Here is an 18,568-nt window from a genome sequence, read left to right on the forward strand (position 1 = left end):
TTTTCGACATGGTTAAATAGCATCATTTTCCGTTTGAAATGGCAAAAAGTTTATGAAGCGATCAGACTAGCCATCTGAATATCTCAAATCCTAGCTTAAAACGAGTTTAATTATGTCAAAAATAGATTCTACTAAAAAGGATTCTGTGATATTCTTCCAAGATATTGTAAAAGATAAGGGGGTCTTTTCATGTTTAAAAAGCAGGTCAAATCCTGTGTGGTTGTACTCATAGCCATCATTCTATGTATGGCTGCATTACCTGGGTACGAAGCATCAGCAGTTAGTAAAGGCACAAGTGTCAATGAAGCCATTGGGTTAAAAAATGGTGAAGTCATTTCAGGTACATTACAGAATGAAAAAGAAGAGTCATGGTACCAAATTACGCCATCTGCAGATGATGTGGCAAAACATACACATATGCAAATTTCTGTAAAAAGCAAACAAGTGTTATCTGTATCGGTCTACCCAAGTAAGGATAGAGCGATAAAGGATGACACTTATTCGAGATATCGTGTGGACACAGCAAGTGGAGAGACAGAAATCAACTTCCCGCATGCATGGTCAGGTCCTTACTATGTCAAAGTGCTGTATTTAGGTTCAGAGGAAGACAGCCGTGATGAGGAAGAGGATGCAGCATATACAATCGGGTATAAAGGTGCGAATCTTCCGCCATCTGAACCGATTTTCCCTGAAGAAGAAGAGCCAGGGATTATCATTATTGAGAAAAAGCATGGACGTGAAATTCTTCAATCCATTCGTACGATCGAAGACAAACGATTCAATGAAACAGCCGATGGTCAGAAGCTGACACGTCTGCTACAAAAAACAAAGCCGTTTCTCAAATCTAAACTCATCAACAATCAAAAAAAGCAGCAAACGGTGTACAATCATTTGCTGACATTAAAATCATTGCTGAATGACGTAGAGAAAAATGGTGCATTCAGCGGTCATATCGTCACAGAGAAAGAGCAACAGGCGATCCGTTCCCTTTTTGATATGCTCAAAGAGGCAAGTCCAGCCTATTTAAAAAAGGAATTAGAAGCAGTGGGGCAAAAAGTAGGAATCGATCAGCTTGAAGGAAAATCGATCGGTTATGTATTAGAGAAACAAAAGCTTGTTCCAGAAGAAAAGGTCAACACAAACAAAATCATCTTTAAATTAAAGGATGGACAAACGCTTCAATCTGCAAAAAAGAAAATGAAAAGCTACGGAATTCAAGAAAACCGTGTGACATCTCAGTCAGTAAATCCTTTATTTAAAGGAATGTATGTTTATGATGTACCGGCAGGGAAAGAATCAGCTGGCAAAACGCTGAAAGCAGGCAAAGCTGTGATCAAAAGCACGGCGAGAAAGCTTTCTAGTATGCCGAATGTTGAATTTGCAGAGCCTGTACAAACGTATCGTGCGCTCAGCAATGACGCGCAGTATGGTTACCAGTGGCCGCTGAAAAACAGTGCGCAGAACAGTGGGAAAAAAGGCGCTGATGTGAAGTTTGAACAAATGAATACATTGATTGGCACAAGCAAAATGAAGCAAACGTTAATTGCTGTTGTGGATACAGGTGTCGACAGCCGTTTGTCCGATTTAAGCGGAACGGTTCGTACAGACTTAGGTGCCAATCTGATCGGCCGAAATAAAGATGCAATTGATGACAATGGCCACGGTACCCATGTGGCAGGTATCATTGCAGCAAAAGCCGATAATCATTACTCCATGGCAGGGCTGAATCAACATACAGGAATCATCCCAGTCAAAGTGCTGGATGCGTATGGATATGGAGATACAGAGCATATTGCTCTTGGCATTAAACATGCAGTGGACAAAGGTGCAAAGGTCATTAACATGAGCCTTGGCGGCTACTACAGCAAGGTCATTGAATATGCGATGAACTATGCTGCACAAAAAAACGTATTAGTGGTAGTGGCGAGCGGAAACGATGGCATTCCAGAAATGGGTTATCCTGCGACTTCCAAGTACGCCATGGCAGTTGGTGCAAGCAATCGCATGGATATTGCCGCTGAATTCTCAAGCTATGGGAAAGGGTTAAGCATGTCTGCACCAGGATCTGATATCCCAAGCTTAATGCCTGATGGGAATGTTTCATACCTGAGCGGGACATCAATGGCTACACCGTATGTTGCAGCAGCAGCAGGATTACTGCTTTCTAAAAATCCAACCCTGAAACCAAATCAAGTGAGAAATATTTTACAAAATACAGCGGATGATATTTCATTTAAAGCTGTTGATGGAACAGATGACGTTTTCTATGATGAAAATGACGAGCCTGTTGTTGATCCGAAAATTCCGGGTATCGACTGGATGACAGGACATGGCAGACTCAATGCTTTTGCCGCGTTAAGTGCTGTTGAATTAAACGCATCAGTTAACAAAGTAGAAGATCAGCATCAAAAGGTGACAGGAAAGGCGAAAGCCGGCGCTGCCATTTCTGTGTATAGAGGCAAAACCCTGCTTGGAAAAGGCACGGCAAGCAAAAAGGGAACCTTTAGTGTGAAGATCAAGCATCAAAACAAAAATAAAGTGCTTCACATCAAGATATCAAAAGGAAAGGCTGCGACTTCGCTCAAAACGGTCGTGAAAAAGGGCAAAGCGCCAGCTAAGCCAAAGGTGAATCGAGTAACAGTGAAAAGTAAAACGGTCAAAGGAACTGCGGGTGCAGGCTTGACGATCAAGGTGAAGAACAAATCAAAGAAAGTCATTCAAACGGTCAAAACCAATAGCAAAGGCGCATTTACGGCTAAAATCAAGCCGCAAAAAGCCAAAACCGTCTTGTATGTGACGGCTTCAGATGTGAGAAAAAGAGAAAGTAAAGCAGTGAAAGTTGTTGTGAAAAAATAGTCTTGTAGCTTCCCTTTTGAATAAAAGGGAAGTTTTTTGTTTTTTACTGGAAAAATGACAATAACTGTCGATAGTAATATAGTAGGAAAAAAAGGAGGATTTATCGATGAAAAAAATCATGTTTGCTTTCTTTCTATCATTGCTTCTCGTTTTCCCAAGCTTTGCACATGCAGAGGAAACAGGAGCAGTACCAGCATCCGTACAAGTAACAGGCGTCACAGCAGCAGACGGTGGTATGGTCAATTACGGTTCTGGCAGTAAATATCGTGTAGGTTCATATTATCCAGCTACTTTTAAAGGAACATTAAAGGACACAAGTGGTCAACTCATGGCGAATCAGCCAATTCAGCTTTATTTTGAAGCAGCAATCAAATCATATGCTCAAACAGCGACAGGTACAACAGACGAGAATGGACAATTTTCACTAACGATTCAAGTGCCTGCAGGTGCAGGCTACCGTACATACAATAATGCAGGCTGGTCTACACATTACTACGATATCGTTCCAGTGACTTTCACTTCAAACGACATCACGCTATCTTCAAATGTGACAAGTGTGTACCATTTGGCATATACATCACGTTACTAATCTGCTAGAAGATGCGACTTGGCGCAAGCCCTGTCGTTTTCATAGAAAAAAAGGATGTCAGCTAGTGACATCCTTTTCTTTTTGTTAGCAAACCTGCTGGGCGGCAACCGAAAGAGTCGATAAACAAACACTCATGAGCCGTTTCTCCCAGATTCGATCGAGCATTGAGCTTTACATCTTGAGCTTTGATGGATAAGAACTTTGAATACTTGAGCTTTCAGCTTTGAACGTTCAGCTTTGAGCTTTTATCATGGATCATCCTAAGATGATCATCAGATGAGGAGGGAATGACCTTTCCCTCGGAGGTGTTTAGTCCTATCGATTTTCGGCTCACTAACAAAATCGACTAGTCGATCTGTATTTTTGTCAAGGTATTGCTTTCTGATAAGGAGAAATCCACTTCCATTTGGAAATCTTCAATCTCTTTCGAAAGCTGTTCAATCTTCACTCGAAGACGAAGAGGGTCAATGATCGCCGCCTCATTTTCAGCTAGGAATGACTTGACGATCTCTTGGTTGGCAGCGGCTTGTGTTTTTCCGTCTTTCCCAAATAGTGTTTCTAAATGTTGATCCAGTCTCTTTTTCACATCTTCATTGATTTGTTCTGACTGGTCAACCAGCTCTGTATAGACCTTTTTTAATTTTCGTAAATAACGAATATCGTAATCTATGGATGTCTTGCGTTCAATGGCTTCTGCTACGGTCATGCTAACACCCGCCACCTCAATCGTTGTCGTAGCATTCGACACAACGATGGCTGATTTAATGGCATTTCGGCGTTTGATTAATGCTTGAATCGATTGGTCATCTGCTTTTGCCTTTTTTTCTACTTCTTCTTGATTTTGAAATCCGTTCTGTATATGTTTCCCGATGACCAAGCCACCGAGTACAGCTTCATCAATCGTTCGGTTGATTCTTTTATCTAACATTTTCAGTTCACTTAATGCTCTTGTAATGGTCATTTCCATATTAAAAACAGCTCCCTTGATTCGTCCTGAAAATCATAGATTCCTATCATATACCAAAATGTCTTTGTTTTGCTAGTGATATCCTTTTTTGGAACAAACAAAAAACCTGGTGCTATACACCAGGTTTTTCTCGTTTTTTCTGAATCCATGTTGTCACGTAATAGGCAGCATAGCAGAGTGCGATAAAAGGGATACCGCATATAAGAGCAATACGCTGATTTGGATCAAAAGCAATGCCGATCACAGATGCAAGGCATAGGAGGAAGGCAGCAATCGGAACCACCGGATAGAGCGGGGTTCGGAAAGATAAATCATGAAGCTGTCCGCCATCCTGTAAGAATTTTTTGCGAAACATGAACTGTGAAGCTGCAATTCCCATCCATACAACAACAACGGCGAGTCCAGAGATTGAAACAAGAACCAGATACACCGTTTCAGGTGCGATGACACTCGATAGCAAAGAGAGAATGCCCCCAATCATACTCAAAATGAGTGCATTCAAAGGAATTCCCTTTGACGTCAATTTTGCCAGCTTTTTAGGTAATGTTCGTTCTTCAGAAAGGGACCATAGCATGCGAGATGAGGCGTATAGCCCTGAGTTTGCAGCAGATAAAATCGCTGTCAGAATGACAAAATTCATGAAATCTGCCGCATAAGGAATACCGATGCGGTCAAAGACCACAACGAAAGGACTTTTGATCACCCCGGCTTCTTCTACTGGAATTAAGCCGGCTAAGACCACGATCGTTCCGACGAAAAACAGGACAAGACGTAGCACAGTCGTGCGAATCGCCCGGGGAATGGTCTCATCTGGATTGACACTTTCGCCCGCAGCAATCCCAATTAGCTCAGTACCCGAAAAAGCAAAATTAACAGCCAGCATGGTCATTAAAATCGGTAAAAAGCCGTTTGGGAAGAGACCCCCATCTCCAGTGAAGTTAGAGAAGAACGGAGCGGCCTCACCGCCTTTTAGTGGAATCAATCCAAACATCGCGGCTCCGCCAAGGATAATAAAGAGAATAATAGCCATGACTTTAATGCTAGAAAACCAAAATTCCGATTCTGCAAAAAACTTAACTGTAAAAGCATTGAGTAAAAAGATGAGAATGGCAAAAACACCGCTCCACATCCAAACTGATGTGGCCGGGAACCAGCGCTGCATTAAAAGACCTGCCGCTGTAAATTCTGAACCAAGTGCCACGGTCCATGTCAGCCAGTAAAGCCAAGCCACTGTATAGCCAGTGCCGGGCCCAATGTATTTTGTTGCATATGTGTGAAAAGCGCCTGTAACCGGCATTGCGACAGACAGTTCACCTAAACAGAGCATCACGAGGTACACAATTAATGCCCCAACCAGATAAGCCAAAATCGTTCCCGCAGGTCCGGCCTGATTGATCGTATATCCTGAGCTTAAAAAGAGTCCTGTGCCAATCACGCCACCTAAAGAAAGCATGAACAGGTGACGGCTTGTCATTTTTCGTTGATATTGTTGTGACTGATCTTTTGCTTGTTCCATGTCTTCCCGCCCTTTTGCTTAAAAGTATGTGTGTTGAGTCATGATGCTACGATGTTGCCTGTTTTAAGATATCGGTAATATCCTCTGGTGTCGTCCGGCAGCAGCCGCCGATGATTTGTGCGCCGTCTTTATACCATTGCTGCGCACATTCACCAAATGTATGGTGAGACGTATCGCCGCTCCAAACCTTTTCTTCAGGATCATATAATTCCCCTGAGTTCGGATACACGACAATCGGTTTGCTCGTCCCTTTTTTCATCTCCTGAATGAGAGAAGACATATATTGCGGCGGTGTACAGTTTACGCCAACAGCAGCGATCTGCTCATATGGCTCAAGTGCTTGTACACAGTCTCTAAGTAAATCTCCTTCACTAATGTGCTGACCATCCTTTGCACTAAATGTAATCCACGCATATACACCGCTGAACTCATCCTGCAGCAGTTTAGCGATAGCGATTGCTTCAATGAGACAAGGGATGGTTTCACAAGCGAGAATATCTGCACCAGCCTCTACCAATGCTTGAATTCTTGGTCTGTGAAAATCAATGAGCGCCTGCTCTGTGAGTCCGTAATTTCCCTTATATTCTGAACCGTCAGACAAATAAGCACCGAAGGGCCCCACAGATCCAGCGACAAATGGTTTTGTCCGCTCTTTACGATGTGTCTCATCCTGCCAAAACTGCTCGCATGCTTCTTTTGCTAACGTGACAGATCGTTTCATTAATTCGATTGCATCTTCTTTTGTGTAGCCTTTTTCAGCAAAGCCATCAATCGTCGTTTGGTAGCTGGCTGTTGTTGCACAGTCAGCACCTGCTTGGAAGTAGTCCAAGTGTACTTGCTGAATCAATTCTGGCTGTTCAATGAGGATTTTGGCTGACCATAAACTGTCGTTTAAATCACAGCCCTTTCGTTCAAGCTCTGTTGCAAGTGCACCATCTAAAATCAAAGGTGTGTGAGCCTGTAAACGGCTTTGAATAGGATTCATATAAATCAAACAGCCTCCTTTGTCGATCGGAAATAATGGATATGATATGAGGCAGTAGTTTAAATGACTAAAGTGTTTTTGTCAAGGAGAGGAATAAGCATCATACGACGGAAAAACCCTGAAAACATGCGGGTTTGAGTGCATAAACATACAGTTGAAATAATAGAAAACCAAGTCATTGACAGCCTCTAAAAAGAGATATATATTATGGAAAGGTTCATTTCAGAAAGCTTCATCAAAAGGCGCCGTCTTTTGATTTTTATTTTGTCCAACGACTGTCTTCTTTCGTGCAGAAAGAGGGTTTTTTATATGCTTAAAAAAGGAGGAAAGAAGAAATTGAAAAAATGTGTAAAAGATATTGCAATGATTCTAGTTGGTTCTTTTTTATTTGCTGCAGCTGTGAACATGTTTGTCATTCCGCTTGAGTTTGGTGAAGGCGGCGTAACGGGGCTGTCCATCATTTTCTACTATATGTTTGAGATTGCGCCGTGGCTGACAAACCTTGTGTTGAATGCGATTTTATTACTTGTGGGGTATAAATACTTGGACAAGAAGACCACGATCTACACAGTGGTAGCTGTCGCAAGTAACTCTCTATTTTTACATTTGACCACTACATGGGTGGTGAATGTCCATGAATTGATCATTGGTTCTATTTTCGCAGGGATCATCATTGGTATTGGCATTGGTCTTGTTTTAAGAGCGGGCGGTACAACAGCGGGATCTGCCATTCTTGGGCGAATTGCGAATAAGTATCTAGACTGGAACGTGAGCTACGCCATCTTGTTCTTTGATCTGATCGTTGTTTTTGCTTCTTACTTTATTATTGGTGCGGAAAAATTAATGTTTACGATTGTGATGCTATATGTGGCGACTAAGGTGATGGATTTCGTCATAGAAGGGCTTAACACGAAAAAAGCAGTGACGATTATTTCTTCATGCAAAGATGATATTGCAGAAGAAATCAATCACACCTTGGATCGAGGCGTGACCATTTTAAACGGTCGCGGTCATTATTCGAAGGAATCGAAGGAAATTCTCTATGCAGTCATTCAAAAACAGGAGCTGATGCGTTTAAAGAAAATCATTAAGAAAATTGATCGAGACGCATTCGTTGTTGTCCATGACGTACGGGATGTGTTTGGAGAAGGATTTGTGAATATATAAAAAGTAAAAAAAGACACCTCCACTATAAAGTGGGGGTGTCTTTTCATATGTTGAGTGATCTTATGTTTAAGGGACTATTTTTTCAAGGTATCATCTTTTTTCTCGTTACTTTTCAGAACGAAAAAACGTATACACTCAGCAATGGCGGCTCCCACCACAAACAGGATGATGGGTGTAATGGTAAAAGGTTGTTTGAAGATGAACAAATACACGATATAACATAATGTTAATGTAATAACTAACGTGAGGTAATTGCTCAACGCTCTATTCAAGATCATCAACTCCTCTCTTTTAAGGTCTACAACTAGCCGGTATTGGTTGAGTTGAAAAGAATTTTCCACTTTCTGCCGTTCTCATCACTTTTTTTCGAGTTGAGTTTTCGTAAAACTTAGTATGATTAAAATAAGGATAAGCATTACATTTAAAAGCATATCGGTATTGAAAAACTGTATAGTACAGTGTGGTGGATGTGCCAGCAAGAAATGCAATAATAGCTGTAATCACACTAACTGGAGCTTTAGTAACAGCAGAAATGCTTGCTGCAGCAAGCCCAATTGTTACATTTTTTATGTTATAAGAATAGTTGAATTTTCCCATGTAAGAGCCGCCTTTTGGAACAGCTTGGGTTGTGAATTCTGTAGATACGGTATTATCCGTAGATACTTTTAAATTTTCATCCTTCCTACCATTAATAAAAAGTGTCTGAGTGTTGTTATAGAACTCCACTAAAGTTTCGCTATTGTTACCTTCCTCTTTAATTTTAACAACGTTTTTTTCTGAATCAGTGAAATCATAGGAGTACTTTATAAGACTGTCATTAAAAATAATTTTTTCAGAGAATAACTTACCCTCATAAGAATCTTTAAAGTTATTTTCGTTTACAGAAAATTTAGAGGGAGAAATAGCACTTAAATTAGACTGGGGGAGGATTGTTGAAATTAGTAAAATCAAACAGAAAAAAGCAAGCCTTTTCAAAGTAACTGCCCCTTTCATATTATATTATCGAATCAACTTATTAATTCCATAAAATTAAACTTATTCCTCTAAAAAAATGAAATAAACAGATAAATTTCTAATATATTACGGTTGATCATAATTCATCTGAGTATAAATACTCTTAATGAAACGAGCATTGTAAAGATGTGATATTTGGAATTCATCAGATATACCTCTTGTCACATCATACTATGTATTGTATAGTATAAATAGTTAGGAGTTGTAAACATGAATGCACAACTAAAAAAAGGATTACTGGAATTCTGTGTACTGGCGGTATTAAAGAAAGGCGATTCCTATGGTTATCAAATGATTAAAGATATGTCCCATTGTATTGAGATTTCAGAATCGACATTATATCCGATATTAAAGCGGTTAGAGCAAAACAATTATGTTGAGACCTATTCACAGGAACATAACAGTCGATTAAGAAAATACTACCGGATGACAAAAGGCGGCCGTGAGCATATGGCACAGTTTTTAGCGGAATGGGATCAAGTGATGGCGATTTACGACTTTATTTCTGGAGGACAGGGCAATGAATAAAAAAGAATTTTTAGCCAGCTTGGAGAAGCACCTGCATCGTCTGGGCGAAAAAGAAAGTGATCGGTTCATCGAGTATTACGATGAAATGATCGAGGATTATCAGGAAGATGGCTACAGTGAACAGGAAGCAGTTCATCAAGTCGGTCAGCCTGCCATTATTGCTGAAGGGATTATGAAGGAACAAGGAATCAAAACCATTCAGGTGCCGACGTTTGGAGAAAAAGCCACAAGGCTCTCCATCCTCATTTTAGGCTTTCCGTTATGGGGCAGCATTCTAGCAACAGTCTTCCTGCTGATTCTTTCTGTGTATATGGTGATTTGGTGCGTTCCACTCGTGACAGCTACAATGACGCTAGTTGGTCTGCTCGGCGGTTTTTGGAGTATCATTGGTTCTCCATTTATTTTTCAGGATGGTTTGCATGTGGTGGTGACGCAGATCGGAGTTGGGATTCTTCTATTAGGTGTCGGATTATTAAGCGGCATAGCCACGGCGTATTTAACAAAGCTATTTGTGCAAGTGACTGTTCAAACCACTAAGGCATTCATGGGAATGTTTAAAAAGAAGGTCGTGAGAGTATGAACGTGAATGATTTAAAAAAGCAATGCATCAAATGGGGGATCATCTTCACCGTTGCCGGAGGAATAGTCATGGCAATTGGTTTTGGACTTTCAGGCTTTGACCTAGATGCATATCAAAACAATGATCAGAACAATGTGTTCCGCACGATCAATTGGAGCAAGCCATAAATGAAAGACCCGCTTATGCGGGTCTCAGCGTGTAGACAAACCCTCGCATTCGGTGTCAGTCCTGCGCTTCGGTGCTCACGAATGTCAAATTCGCTCCGCGCCGATGCTCGTCCTTCCTAGGGCTGCAAAGGTTTTCTATCACGCTGAAAAGAAGATAAAGGGCTAAAATAAAGTTCATTTTAGCCCTTTGTCAACAATCTGCGACCCGCTTATGCGGGTCTTTTTTTCGCTCTGGCAACAAAGAAAAAATAACAGCAGAGTGCGCCAAGGTCACAGAGCATAATAATCAGCCCCATGGGAAAGGCAGTCTGGCTTCCAGCTAAGCCGACAAGGGGTGTCATGCATGCGCCAAGAAGCATTTGTGCCACGCCGATGAGGGCAGCGGCACTTCCAGCATGCGCACCGTGATGCTGCATCGCAAGAGAAGGAGCAGACGTGCCGACAATCCCAACGCTTGAGACCACAAAAAAGAGCGGAATAAGAATGCAATATAATCCTGCATCAATAGAGATCATCACACACAAGGTGACGCCTCCTAAAGCAGCTGTCAGCAGCCCAATGCGAAGGACTTTCTCCTCACCAATTTTCGCAGCAACGCGGGCAAATACTTGTCCGGCTGTGATGATGCCAAGACTATTCACCGCAAAGGCAGCGCTGAAGCCCTGCGGAGAAAGGTTGAAAATCTCCTGCAATACAAACGGTGATCCAGAGATATACGCAAACATGGCGGCGAAGACAAGTCCTTGTGAGAGAGCATATCCGACAAAGAGTCGATCGCTCGCTAGAATTTTCATCGCACCTAAGATCTGTTTGAAGCCTCCAGTCTGTCTACGTTCCACAGGTAAGCTTTCTTTCAATGAAAACATCGATCTTAGAAGCATGAGCGCCCCGAGGATTCCTAGCAGAACAAACACACCCTGCCACGTCGTGAACCGTAACATTTGTCCGCCCACGATCGGTGCCGCTGCTGGAGCCACTCCGTTGACTAACATGAGCAAAGCAAAGAATTTCGTCATTTCTGAGCCTTCATAATGATCTCGTACGATGGCTCGTGCAATGACAATGCCTGCTGATCCAGCAAGTCCTTGAATCAGCCTTAAAAGAATGAATGTCCAAATTGATGTGACCACTGTGCATAAAAGAGAGGCCGCAATAAAAATGATTAATCCAACCATCAGCGGCTTTCTTCTGCCGACTGTATCACTGATTGGACCTGCAATCAGCTGTCCAAGCGCAAGTCCAATCAAACAAGCCATGAGACTTAACTGAGACAGCGCCGTGCTTGCTTCAAAGTCACGGGCGATATTAGGTAAAGCAGGTAAATACATATCCATTGCCAGCGGTGCAAGGGCTGTTAAAGAGCCAAGAAGCGCGGCAAGGAGGAATCGATTTTTTTTCGATTCTTGGGGATAAGATAAAGAATTCATATGATGCCACTCCTCGTATACGTCCTCAAATCAGCATAATGAATCAAGCTTTCCATTTCAATCAAAATTTTCAAAGAAAATTTCGTGCAAAATAATTGATCTTTAAAAGAAGACTCTTTACATTGAATGAGTAGAGAAAAGAATCAGGTCATCGGCATGCAGTGATTGCATGATACGTATATCCATTCATAGACAAACAGGAGGTGCTGGCATGGAGCAGCAAGAGTTGATCATTCGTCAAGCGGTGAGTGAAGATCATGAGGCGATCACACATGTGCTGATCAAATCATACGCACAGTATGAGCCTCAATTTACAGAGGAAGGCTGGCAAAACTATTCTGCAGCCCTGCGAGCGGCTGTAGATAGCCCAAACATGGAGTTGATGCTTGTGGCCGAGCTTGAGGGCAAGGTCGTGGGGACCCTTCAAATGTTCCGATCATCAGAACAGGCATATGACAAGCCAGAGATGGGCATTACTTCAGCGATTGTCCGGTTTTTAGGGGTAGATCCTGATGTGAGAGGAAAAGGTATTGCAGAGTCCTTGTTGCGTAAAAGTATAGAACTGACGCAATCGTGGGGCGAGAACGTCCTGTACCTTCATACGTCGGATAAAATGCAGGCCGCCATTCGTTTATATGAAAGAATGGGCTTTGAACGGGCACTTGATAAAGAATTTGTGAATCAAAATGGGACGCATGTGAAGAGCTATCAGTATGTGATCAAAAAAGAACAGCCGGCTGGCTCATAACACGCTGCATAAGAAGAGGAAGAGCATGTCCTGCATGGACGGGGCTCTTCCTCTTTCTCATGATACCCATACGTTCAGTGCCATATATGAAAAGCACCATGAGATTAATCCGAACATGACAAAGAATTTCAACACATGTTCATAAGGGGTCAGCTTTCGATCTCTTTTCGTTTTCACAAGCCGCCAGTAAAGGGCATAGCCACAAAAAACCAAGATGATTTGTCCGAGTTCTGCTACGGTTTCGATGATTGTGATTCCGTTCATTTGTTTTCACCTCACCATATGTCTTCTATAGGCAGCAGCAGTGAACCTTTATTTCTTTAAAAGAAAGCAGTGTATACTAGAATAAGAAGTAGATGCAGAAGGGGTTGTGACCGATTGTTTCCGCTATATGCAAATTCTTGGGATGACGTCATTGAGAGAAAAATCAAATACGATGATCAGGTTGTGGAACATACGTGTCAGCTGTTAGACGCACAGGAGCAGCAAGTCGTGTTGTTTCATAAAATTCAAGAACCATTTACAATGGTTGCTGGTGATGGCACTGTCACGATTCCAAAAGGGAGTTATACGACCGCTTATTATTGGACGGACCGGCCTTACAATGTCTATTTTTGGCGAGATGATCAAGGCAATGAACTTGGCTCTTATGTGAATATCGTCAGACATACATGGTTTGAAGAACGGACGGTTGTTTTTGAAGATTTATTGATTGATCTACTCGTTCTTCCGAATGGTGATTTCTTTGTTTTGGATGAAGATGAACTGCCGGAGAGTTTAGCTTCCTTTGAACACGGCTCGGTTCATCAAGCACTCCGTGATGTCATCCATTCGTTAGCGCACATCCTCGATCAAGTGAGGCTGGATGCGAAAGGGAAATATCATCACACCCTGTTTCAGAAGATGTTGAAATAGAAAAAACGATTCCTTGCTGAAAGGAATCGTTTTTCTATCAAACCTTGATCCGGTTTAGTCGTTTTTGTAAAGCATTTTTCGTTTTAGATGCTTTTAGTTGTTTGACCGCACTTTGAGCGGTTGCTTTTGTTTTCTTTGTTCGTTTGGCTTCGGCTTTTTTGACTTTTTGTTTGGCATCTGTCACTTTCTTTTGATAGGCGACTTGTTTTTTGACTTTGTCGAGCCGGTTTTGCAGGCTTGTTTTTTCTTTGCCTTTGGATAGCTTTTTAATAGCCGTTTGGGCACTTTTAATCGAGCCTTGGGTTTTACTTTTTTCAGCTGATTTGACCTTCGCTCGTGCGTCACGAATATCAATGGCTGTTTGGACTTTTTTGACTCGGTCAGTGAGTGCGGTTTTTTGCTTGCTGGCAGTGAGTCTGCCAATTTTCGTTTTGGCTTGATCAACATCTGTCTGTTTTTTAGATGTTTCGGCTGTCTTGACTGCGCTTGTCGCAGCCTTTAAAAAGGTTGACTGCGGCACATATTGCACGCGGCCATAGCCGAATTGTGGATCTTTTCCTTTTGCGCCAAGATCCACTGTATAGCTGCGCAATAAAGTGCGGAGCTGAACATTTGTTTTCTTAGGATGTAGCTGTTTTAACAGCGCCAGCATCCCTGTGACATGCGGTGCCGCTTGTGATGTACCCGTTGCATACCAATATTCATTTTTCAAATAGGTACTGATGACGTTCTCGCCGGGAGCGGAAAATTCAATTCCTTTCCCCGTATTAGAGATGGAGGCGAGTTTGTCTTTGTCAGTCGTTGCGGAAACAGCAATGACGCTATTGTATGCGGCAGGATAACTAATCCCATTCTTCTTTCCATCATTTCCACTTGCAGCAACGACCAGCAGTCCTTTTTTGTATGCTTCATCAACTGCTGAACGTAAAATCGGAATGTTATCTTCAAAACCTAGACTTAGGTTGATGATGTCCATCTTATTGCTAATTGCCCAATCAATGCCTCGGAGCAGACTGTATAAGTCGCCTTCTCCTTTTTTATCTAATACTTTTACAGCATACAGCTTCACACCAGAAGCGACACCGACCGTACCGTAATCATTATTAAGCGCCCCAATTGTACCGGCGACATGTGTTCCATGTCCTTCATCATCTTTGTAAGAAGACGTGTAATTGACGAATGATTTACCGCCGGCTACCTTTAAATCTTCATGTGGGAAAATACCAGTATCGAGAACGGCTACTTTCACATTTTTCCCTGTCACGCCTTCTTTGATTGCTTGCTTTACATTGAGCTTCTGCAAGTTATAAGATTTTTGTACCAAAGCATCCTGACCAGTAGCAGCAGCCGTTTTTTTCACGGTAGAAGAAGCGAGTTTGACCCTAACGTTTTTTGAAACATAAGCGATGTTCGGATCTTTTTTAAGTGAGGTGACAGCTTGCTCATCTGCTGTCACTGCTACAGCTGGAAGATGTATGTATTGAGCGTTCACTTTTTCACTTTCTTGAATAGCCGTCTGTTTTCCTTTTTGATTTTTATAGACGATGATGACATCTGTTTCTTTTGGTGGTGCAGCTGCCTGCGAATGGAAGGGCAAAGCAGTTGTCAAAGCAAGAAGAAACGCGATGACCACGACGATTTTCTTTTTCAAGGCAATGGCTCCTTGCATATGAGGTGACCTCCGTCTTTTTTTCTTTATTATATCGGAGAAATAAGATAGATGGTTAGAAGAATCATAGTCTAGAAAGAAAGTTTTTTTCACACGTATCCCGAAATTGAATTTCATAGAATTCTAGTAGACAATAGAGAGATCATAATATGAGAAAGAAGGACATGCCGATGAATGTAAAAGAGTATATGACGTATGATGCGACAGGACTGGCGTCACTTGTGCAGAAAAAGCAGGTCACGCCCGAAGAGCTTGTACAAGCTGCATTTACTAGATTGGAAGAATTGAATCCAGTACTAAATGCGGTGATTCATACTAGACGAGATCAAGTGTTCAAAGACATGAAGTCACTAGATGCGGATCAGCCGTTTGCTGGTGTTCCGTTTGTGTTGAAAAATATATCGCAGGGGTTGGAGCATGAACCTTTGACCGCGGGTGCTTTGCTGTTAAAGGATGTAAAGGCGCAAACAGATTCCCACTTTGTCCGTCGATTGAAGCAGGCTGGGCTCCTCATGATCGGTCATACGAACACACCTGAATTCGGATTGAGAAATGTGACAGAACCCTTTTTATATGGTCCGACGAGAAACCCTTGGAATGCTGACTATTCTCCGGGCGGTTCAAGCGGCGGGACGGCAGCAGCTGTGGCAAGCGGCATCGTACCTGCGGGTGGAGCGAGTGATGGCGGAGGGTCTATTCGGATTCCGGCATCCTTTACTGGTTTATTTGGACTCAAGCCAACAAGGGGGAGAACACCGGTCGGCCCGGGTGCAGGAAGGCAGTGGCAAGGAGCTTCCATTGACTTTACGCTCACAAAAACAGTTCGAGACAGTGCAGCCCTGCTTGATTTGCTTCAAGTCATTCAGCCAGAGGCTGCGTTCCAAACGCCATTATATGACGGCAGCTATCAGGAGGATTTGGTGAAACGAACCTCTTCTATGCGAATTGCTTACAGTGTAGACTCTCCAGTAGGCACGAAGGTGAGTGAGGAAGCAAAGCAGGCAGTCTTGAACACTGTGAAATGGCTGAGTGAACAAGGGCATCAAATAGAAGAAGTGAAGCCGGACATTGATGGTGTCCATCTGATGCAGCAATATTACGTCATGAACAGCGGTGAAATGTCTGCCTTATTTACCTCTCTGGCTCGTTCATTCGGGCGTCCGGTGAAGCCGGAGGAGACAGATATTGTGGCATGGGTACTGGCGGAAGCAGGAAAAAATGTGACGGCGGCTGCTTATACAGAAAGTCTTGATGCATGGGATATGGCCGCTGCAAAAATGGCCGCATTTCATCAAACCTACGATCTATATGTGACCCCAGCTACTGCCTATTCGGCTCCAAAGGTTGGCGAGCTGATGCATAACGATCAAGAAATTGATGCATTGTTACGTGTGTCATCCCTTTCAATGCAAGCACAGCAGGATCTGATTTATGAAATGTTCCTCAAGAGTTTGACCTACACACCATTTACACAGCTGGCTAACCTAACCGGCCAGCCATCTATGAGTGTGCCAGTTCATCTCACAGAAGCAGGCATGCCTTTAGGCGTACAGGTGACAGCACCAAAAGGAAAAGAGGACTGGCTGCTCAGACTGGCGTCAGAAATAGAATCATCCTCATTATGGAAAGGAACGCATCCATTACTGAATCAATAACAATGGCATCGACGTTGGTCTATGGAGGAAAGGAGTGTCACACGTGAGTACGAAGGACAAAATCATTCAAACGGCCGCACTTCTTTTACGTAAACAGGGGTATCATGCGACAGGGTTGAATCAAATCATTAGAGAGAGCGGCACGCCGAAAGGATCTCTTTATTATTACTTTCCAAATGGAAAAGAAGAGCTAGCCATAGCAGCCGTTGAATATATTAGTCAAAGGGTCATCGATCAAATTGAAGAAAGTTTTGCCTATTCTGATGACCCATATGTCGCCGTCGATCATTTTATGACAAATATCATTCGGGGTTTTATGGAGCAAGAAAGTGAAAGAGGGATACCGATTGTCTTACTGGCGGCAGAGTCAAAACCTGAACATACAAAACTTCATGCTGCATGTAAACAAGAAATGATTCGCTGGCAAGAGCTTGTCAAAGAAAAGTTGATGAATAGCGGATATGATGAAACAAAAGCGGATGAGCGGGCATCTCTCCTTCATTCAATGGTCATCGGCGGATTATCAATGACTACTGCATTAAAGCAAACGACACCTTTAGAGCACGTAAAATGTTACCTTAGACACTTATTTATGCGAGAAGAGTAAAATCTCTCGCATATTGCCTATCTATTATATCAATTGGTCTATATAATAAAGATAGTCAATTAGTCATGAGGAGTGATGGGATGTCGGAGCAACCACAATCGATCAAGCAATCCGAAGATACCTCTTTTTATACCGTGTCAGGTTCGGGGGAGCTGTATGGTTTGGAAAATCAGCTTGTACATGTGCTGGCAGAAGCAAATCAAACAAATCAACTGTTTGAGCTTGTCTTAATCACAGGTGGGAAAGGTGCTTACTTTCCGCTGCATTGTCATGAGACGCTATTTGAAACCATCTTTGTGCTGGAAGGGAAGCTGGAAGTGATACTGGACGGTAAAAAGTATATGATGACGGCCTGTGATTATATTCATATTCCGCCCAAAACAATTCATGGCTATAGAATGCATAGTCACAAAACAAGGTTTATTTCTTATACACTGGGCGGGCAAATGACAGATGTCTATCTGCAAATCGGAAAGAGGCTGTTGCAGAATGAATGGCCGATGACTGATCACCCATTTGATGCAGACAGCTTTCATCAGGCTGAAAAAGAAAGCGATATCATGTTGATGCACGGCATTAGGGAGCTATCCAATACAACCAAGCCAGCTGTTTTGTTTCATAGTCAGCTCCCGCGCGCAGTGCAGCCATATGTGCTGGAGGCTGGTGAAGGAAAGCAATACATGGTCGGAGGTCAGCTTCATGAGCTGATTGCGACAACAGAAACAACAGGAGGCGGATTCAGTTATTTTGTGATTGAAGGGACAAAGGGAAAAGGCTTACGTCCGCATTATCATGAAGTGCATACAGAAGCACTTTATTGTGTTGAAGGCAGAATGAATCTTCAGTTAAACGGAGAAAATATTTGCTTGATGCCGGGGGATTTTGCTTATATTCCTCCGAATACCGTTCACTCGTATGAATTAGTGTCTCATTCAAATAAATTTTTGGTTTTGCTGCTGCCTGGCTATATTGAGCAAGTGTTTGAACAATTTGAAGAAGCACAAAGTCCAGGTATGTGCCCTTATTTTATACAGGAAGGGAACATGATGGAGGGTGGGGAGACCTCTGCTCAGTATGATTTGGTGTTTGTCGAAGAAAAATAGCTGTGTAACGCGTTACACATATTGAAGTAAACAACCTGCTGAATCAATCGGCGGGTTATTTTGTTTTCCCTTATG

At 42.5% G+C, this 18,568-nt stretch carries 19 protein-coding genes; 11 read left to right on the plus strand and 8 right to left on the minus strand.

Annotation, left to right across the window (positions count from 1 at the left end; genetic code table 11):
* Positions 1–189 precede the first annotated feature (189 nt).
* Together NSQ64_RS01935 and NSQ64_RS01940 are read left to right on the plus strand one after the other, a co-directional pair.
* Positions 190–2,856, plus strand: coding sequence for a S8 family peptidase (locus NSQ64_RS01935; RefSeq protein ID WP_341014765.1), 2,667 nt, complete (start codon positions 190–192; stop codon positions 2,854–2,856).
* A gap of 106 nt (positions 2,857–2,962) precedes the next feature.
* Complete coding sequence (locus NSQ64_RS01940) at positions 2,963–3,445, plus strand: hypothetical protein (protein ID WP_007498435.1); 483 nt, start codon at positions 2,963–2,965, stop codon at positions 3,443–3,445.
* 346 nt (positions 3,446–3,791) lie between these two features.
* Here the strand turns inward: NSQ64_RS01940 and NSQ64_RS01945 are convergent, their stop codons facing one another.
* The 3 genes from NSQ64_RS01945 to mmuM form a co-directional block, all read right to left on the minus strand.
* Complete coding sequence (locus NSQ64_RS01945) at positions 3,792–4,412, minus strand: hypothetical protein (RefSeq protein WP_135010236.1); 621 nt, start codon at positions 4,410–4,412, stop codon at positions 3,792–3,794.
* Between the two features lie 112 nt (positions 4,413–4,524).
* Entirely contained in the window at positions 4,525–5,928 is a 1,404-nt protein-coding gene (mmuP, locus tag NSQ64_RS01950) for an S-methylmethionine permease (RefSeq protein WP_341014768.1), read from the minus strand.
* A gap of 46 nt (positions 5,929–5,974) precedes the next feature.
* The gene (mmuM, locus tag NSQ64_RS01955; protein WP_046526612.1) at positions 5,975–6,913 is read right to left on the minus strand and encodes a homocysteine S-methyltransferase; all 939 of its coding nucleotides are present in this window, start codon (positions 6,911–6,913) and stop codon (positions 5,975–5,977) included.
* Between the two features lie 336 nt (positions 6,914–7,249).
* On the opposite strand from mmuM, the gene NSQ64_RS01960 reads away from it, so the two are divergent.
* Positions 7,250–8,080, plus strand: coding sequence for a YitT family protein (locus tag NSQ64_RS01960; protein ID WP_025206673.1), 831 nt, complete (start codon positions 7,250–7,252; stop codon positions 8,078–8,080).
* A 74-nt stretch (positions 8,081–8,154) separates the two neighbouring features.
* Here the strand turns inward: NSQ64_RS01960 and NSQ64_RS01965 are convergent, their stop codons facing one another.
* Positions 8,155–8,352 carry a hypothetical protein gene (locus NSQ64_RS01965; RefSeq protein WP_080770761.1) on the minus strand — a complete coding sequence of 66 codons (198 nt, stop codon included), beginning with the start codon at positions 8,350–8,352 and terminating at the stop codon, positions 8,155–8,157.
* A gap of 19 nt (positions 8,353–8,371) precedes the next feature.
* Positions 8,372–9,055, minus strand: a complete 684-nt coding sequence (locus NSQ64_RS01970) for a hypothetical protein (RefSeq protein WP_341014771.1) — start codon at positions 9,053–9,055, stop codon at positions 8,372–8,374.
* Positions 9,056–9,304: 249 nt separating this feature from the next.
* Here NSQ64_RS01970 and NSQ64_RS01975 point away from each other — a divergent pair, with 249 nt between their 5' ends.
* The 3 genes from NSQ64_RS01975 to NSQ64_RS01985 are packed head-to-tail and all read left to right on the plus strand — an operon-like array spanning position 9,305 to position 10,369.
* Positions 9,305–9,622, plus strand: coding sequence for a PadR family transcriptional regulator (locus NSQ64_RS01975; protein ID WP_268383276.1), 318 nt, complete (start codon positions 9,305–9,307; stop codon positions 9,620–9,622).
* Complete coding sequence (locus NSQ64_RS01980) at positions 9,615–10,202, plus strand: DUF1700 domain-containing protein (protein ID WP_268383278.1); 588 nt, start codon at positions 9,615–9,617, stop codon at positions 10,200–10,202. Before NSQ64_RS01975 ends, NSQ64_RS01980 begins: the two co-directional genes overlap by 8 nt.
* The gene (locus NSQ64_RS01985) at positions 10,199–10,369 is read left to right on the plus strand and encodes a hypothetical protein (protein WP_162835678.1); all 171 of its coding nucleotides are present in this window, start codon (positions 10,199–10,201) and stop codon (positions 10,367–10,369) included. Before NSQ64_RS01980 ends, NSQ64_RS01985 begins: the two co-directional genes overlap by 4 nt.
* Before the next feature lie 209 nt (positions 10,370–10,578).
* Here the strand turns inward: NSQ64_RS01985 and NSQ64_RS01990 are convergent, their stop codons facing one another.
* Complete coding sequence (locus NSQ64_RS01990) at positions 10,579–11,796, minus strand: multidrug effflux MFS transporter (RefSeq protein ID WP_319078369.1); 1,218 nt, start codon at positions 11,794–11,796, stop codon at positions 10,579–10,581.
* A gap of 211 nt (positions 11,797–12,007) precedes the next feature.
* On the opposite strand from NSQ64_RS01990, the gene NSQ64_RS01995 reads away from it, so the two are divergent.
* Positions 12,008–12,544 carry a GNAT family N-acetyltransferase gene (locus NSQ64_RS01995; RefSeq protein ID WP_319078368.1) on the plus strand — a complete coding sequence of 179 codons (537 nt, stop codon included), beginning with the start codon at positions 12,008–12,010 and terminating at the stop codon, positions 12,542–12,544.
* Positions 12,545–12,601: 57 nt separating this feature from the next.
* Here the strand turns inward: NSQ64_RS01995 and NSQ64_RS02000 are convergent, their stop codons facing one another.
* Positions 12,602–12,808, minus strand: a complete 207-nt coding sequence (locus tag NSQ64_RS02000; protein ID WP_008342164.1) for a hypothetical protein — start codon at positions 12,806–12,808, stop codon at positions 12,602–12,604.
* A gap of 114 nt (positions 12,809–12,922) precedes the next feature.
* Between NSQ64_RS02000 and NSQ64_RS02005 the strand changes: the two genes are divergently transcribed.
* The gene (locus tag NSQ64_RS02005; protein ID WP_341014778.1) at positions 12,923–13,459 is read left to right on the plus strand and encodes a DUF402 domain-containing protein; all 537 of its coding nucleotides are present in this window, start codon (positions 12,923–12,925) and stop codon (positions 13,457–13,459) included.
* A gap of 37 nt (positions 13,460–13,496) precedes the next feature.
* Here NSQ64_RS02005 and NSQ64_RS02010 read toward each other — a convergent pair whose 3' ends face one another.
* Positions 13,497–15,128, minus strand: a complete 1,632-nt coding sequence (locus NSQ64_RS02010) for a S8 family serine peptidase (RefSeq protein ID WP_445684634.1) — start codon at positions 15,126–15,128, stop codon at positions 13,497–13,499.
* Positions 15,129–15,298: 170 nt separating this feature from the next.
* Here NSQ64_RS02010 and NSQ64_RS02015 point away from each other — a divergent pair, with 170 nt between their 5' ends.
* From NSQ64_RS02015 to NSQ64_RS02025, 3 genes are all read left to right on the plus strand, one after another.
* Positions 15,299–16,783, plus strand: coding sequence for an amidase (locus tag NSQ64_RS02015; protein ID WP_335364653.1), 1,485 nt, complete (start codon positions 15,299–15,301; stop codon positions 16,781–16,783).
* Between the two features lie 43 nt (positions 16,784–16,826).
* On the plus strand, positions 16,827–17,390 hold the full coding sequence (locus NSQ64_RS02020) for a TetR/AcrR family transcriptional regulator (protein ID WP_024719023.1): 564 nt from the start codon (positions 16,827–16,829) through the stop codon (positions 17,388–17,390).
* 80 nt (positions 17,391–17,470) lie between these two features.
* Positions 17,471–18,493: a quercetin 2,3-dioxygenase gene (locus NSQ64_RS02025; protein ID WP_341014782.1), complete on the plus strand. Its 1,023-nt coding sequence runs from the start codon at positions 17,471–17,473 to the stop codon at positions 18,491–18,493.
* Positions 18,494–18,568 lie beyond the last annotated feature (75 nt).

The organism is Bacillus sp. FSL W8-0183 (assembly GCF_038006825.1).
Taxonomy (GTDB): domain Bacteria; phylum Bacillota; class Bacilli; order Bacillales; family Bacillaceae; genus Bacillus; species Bacillus altitudinis.

Bases quoted from the DNA above. Each gene is read 5' to 3' on its own strand.
- NSQ64_RS01995 (WP_319078368.1), top strand. From the start codon at position 12,008: ATGGAGCAGCAAGAGTTGATCATTCGTCAAGCGGTGAGTGAAGATCAT.
- NSQ64_RS02025 (WP_341014782.1), top strand. From the start codon at position 17,471: ATGTCGGAGCAACCACAATCGATCAAGCAATCCGAAGATACCTCTTTT.
- NSQ64_RS01990 (WP_319078369.1), bottom strand. From the start codon at position 11,796: ATGAATTCTTTATCTTATCCCCAAGAATCGAAAAAAAATCGATTCCTC.
- NSQ64_RS01975 (WP_268383276.1), top strand. From the start codon at position 9,305: ATGAATGCACAACTAAAAAAAGGATTACTGGAATTCTGTGTACTGGCG.
- mmuM (WP_046526612.1), bottom strand. From the start codon at position 6,913: ATGAATCCTATTCAAAGCCGTTTACAGGCTCACACACCTTTGATTTTA.
- NSQ64_RS02010 (WP_445684634.1), bottom strand. From the start codon at position 15,128: ATGCAAGGAGCCATTGCCTTGAAAAAGAAAATCGTCGTGGTCATCGCG.
- NSQ64_RS01980 (WP_268383278.1), top strand. From the start codon at position 9,615: ATGAATAAAAAAGAATTTTTAGCCAGCTTGGAGAAGCACCTGCATCGT.
- mmuP (WP_341014768.1), bottom strand. From the start codon at position 5,928: ATGGAACAAGCAAAAGATCAGTCACAACAATATCAACGAAAAATGACA.
- NSQ64_RS01940 (WP_007498435.1), top strand. From the start codon at position 2,963: ATGAAAAAAATCATGTTTGCTTTCTTTCTATCATTGCTTCTCGTTTTC.
- NSQ64_RS02000 (WP_008342164.1), bottom strand. From the start codon at position 12,808: ATGAACGGAATCACAATCATCGAAACCGTAGCAGAACTCGGACAAATC.
- NSQ64_RS02015 (WP_335364653.1), top strand. From the start codon at position 15,299: ATGAATGTAAAAGAGTATATGACGTATGATGCGACAGGACTGGCGTCA.
- NSQ64_RS01935 (WP_341014765.1), top strand. From the start codon at position 190: ATGTTTAAAAAGCAGGTCAAATCCTGTGTGGTTGTACTCATAGCCATC.
- NSQ64_RS01985 (WP_162835678.1), top strand. From the start codon at position 10,199: ATGAACGTGAATGATTTAAAAAAGCAATGCATCAAATGGGGGATCATC.
- NSQ64_RS01945 (WP_135010236.1), bottom strand. From the start codon at position 4,412: ATGGAAATGACCATTACAAGAGCATTAAGTGAACTGAAAATGTTAGAT.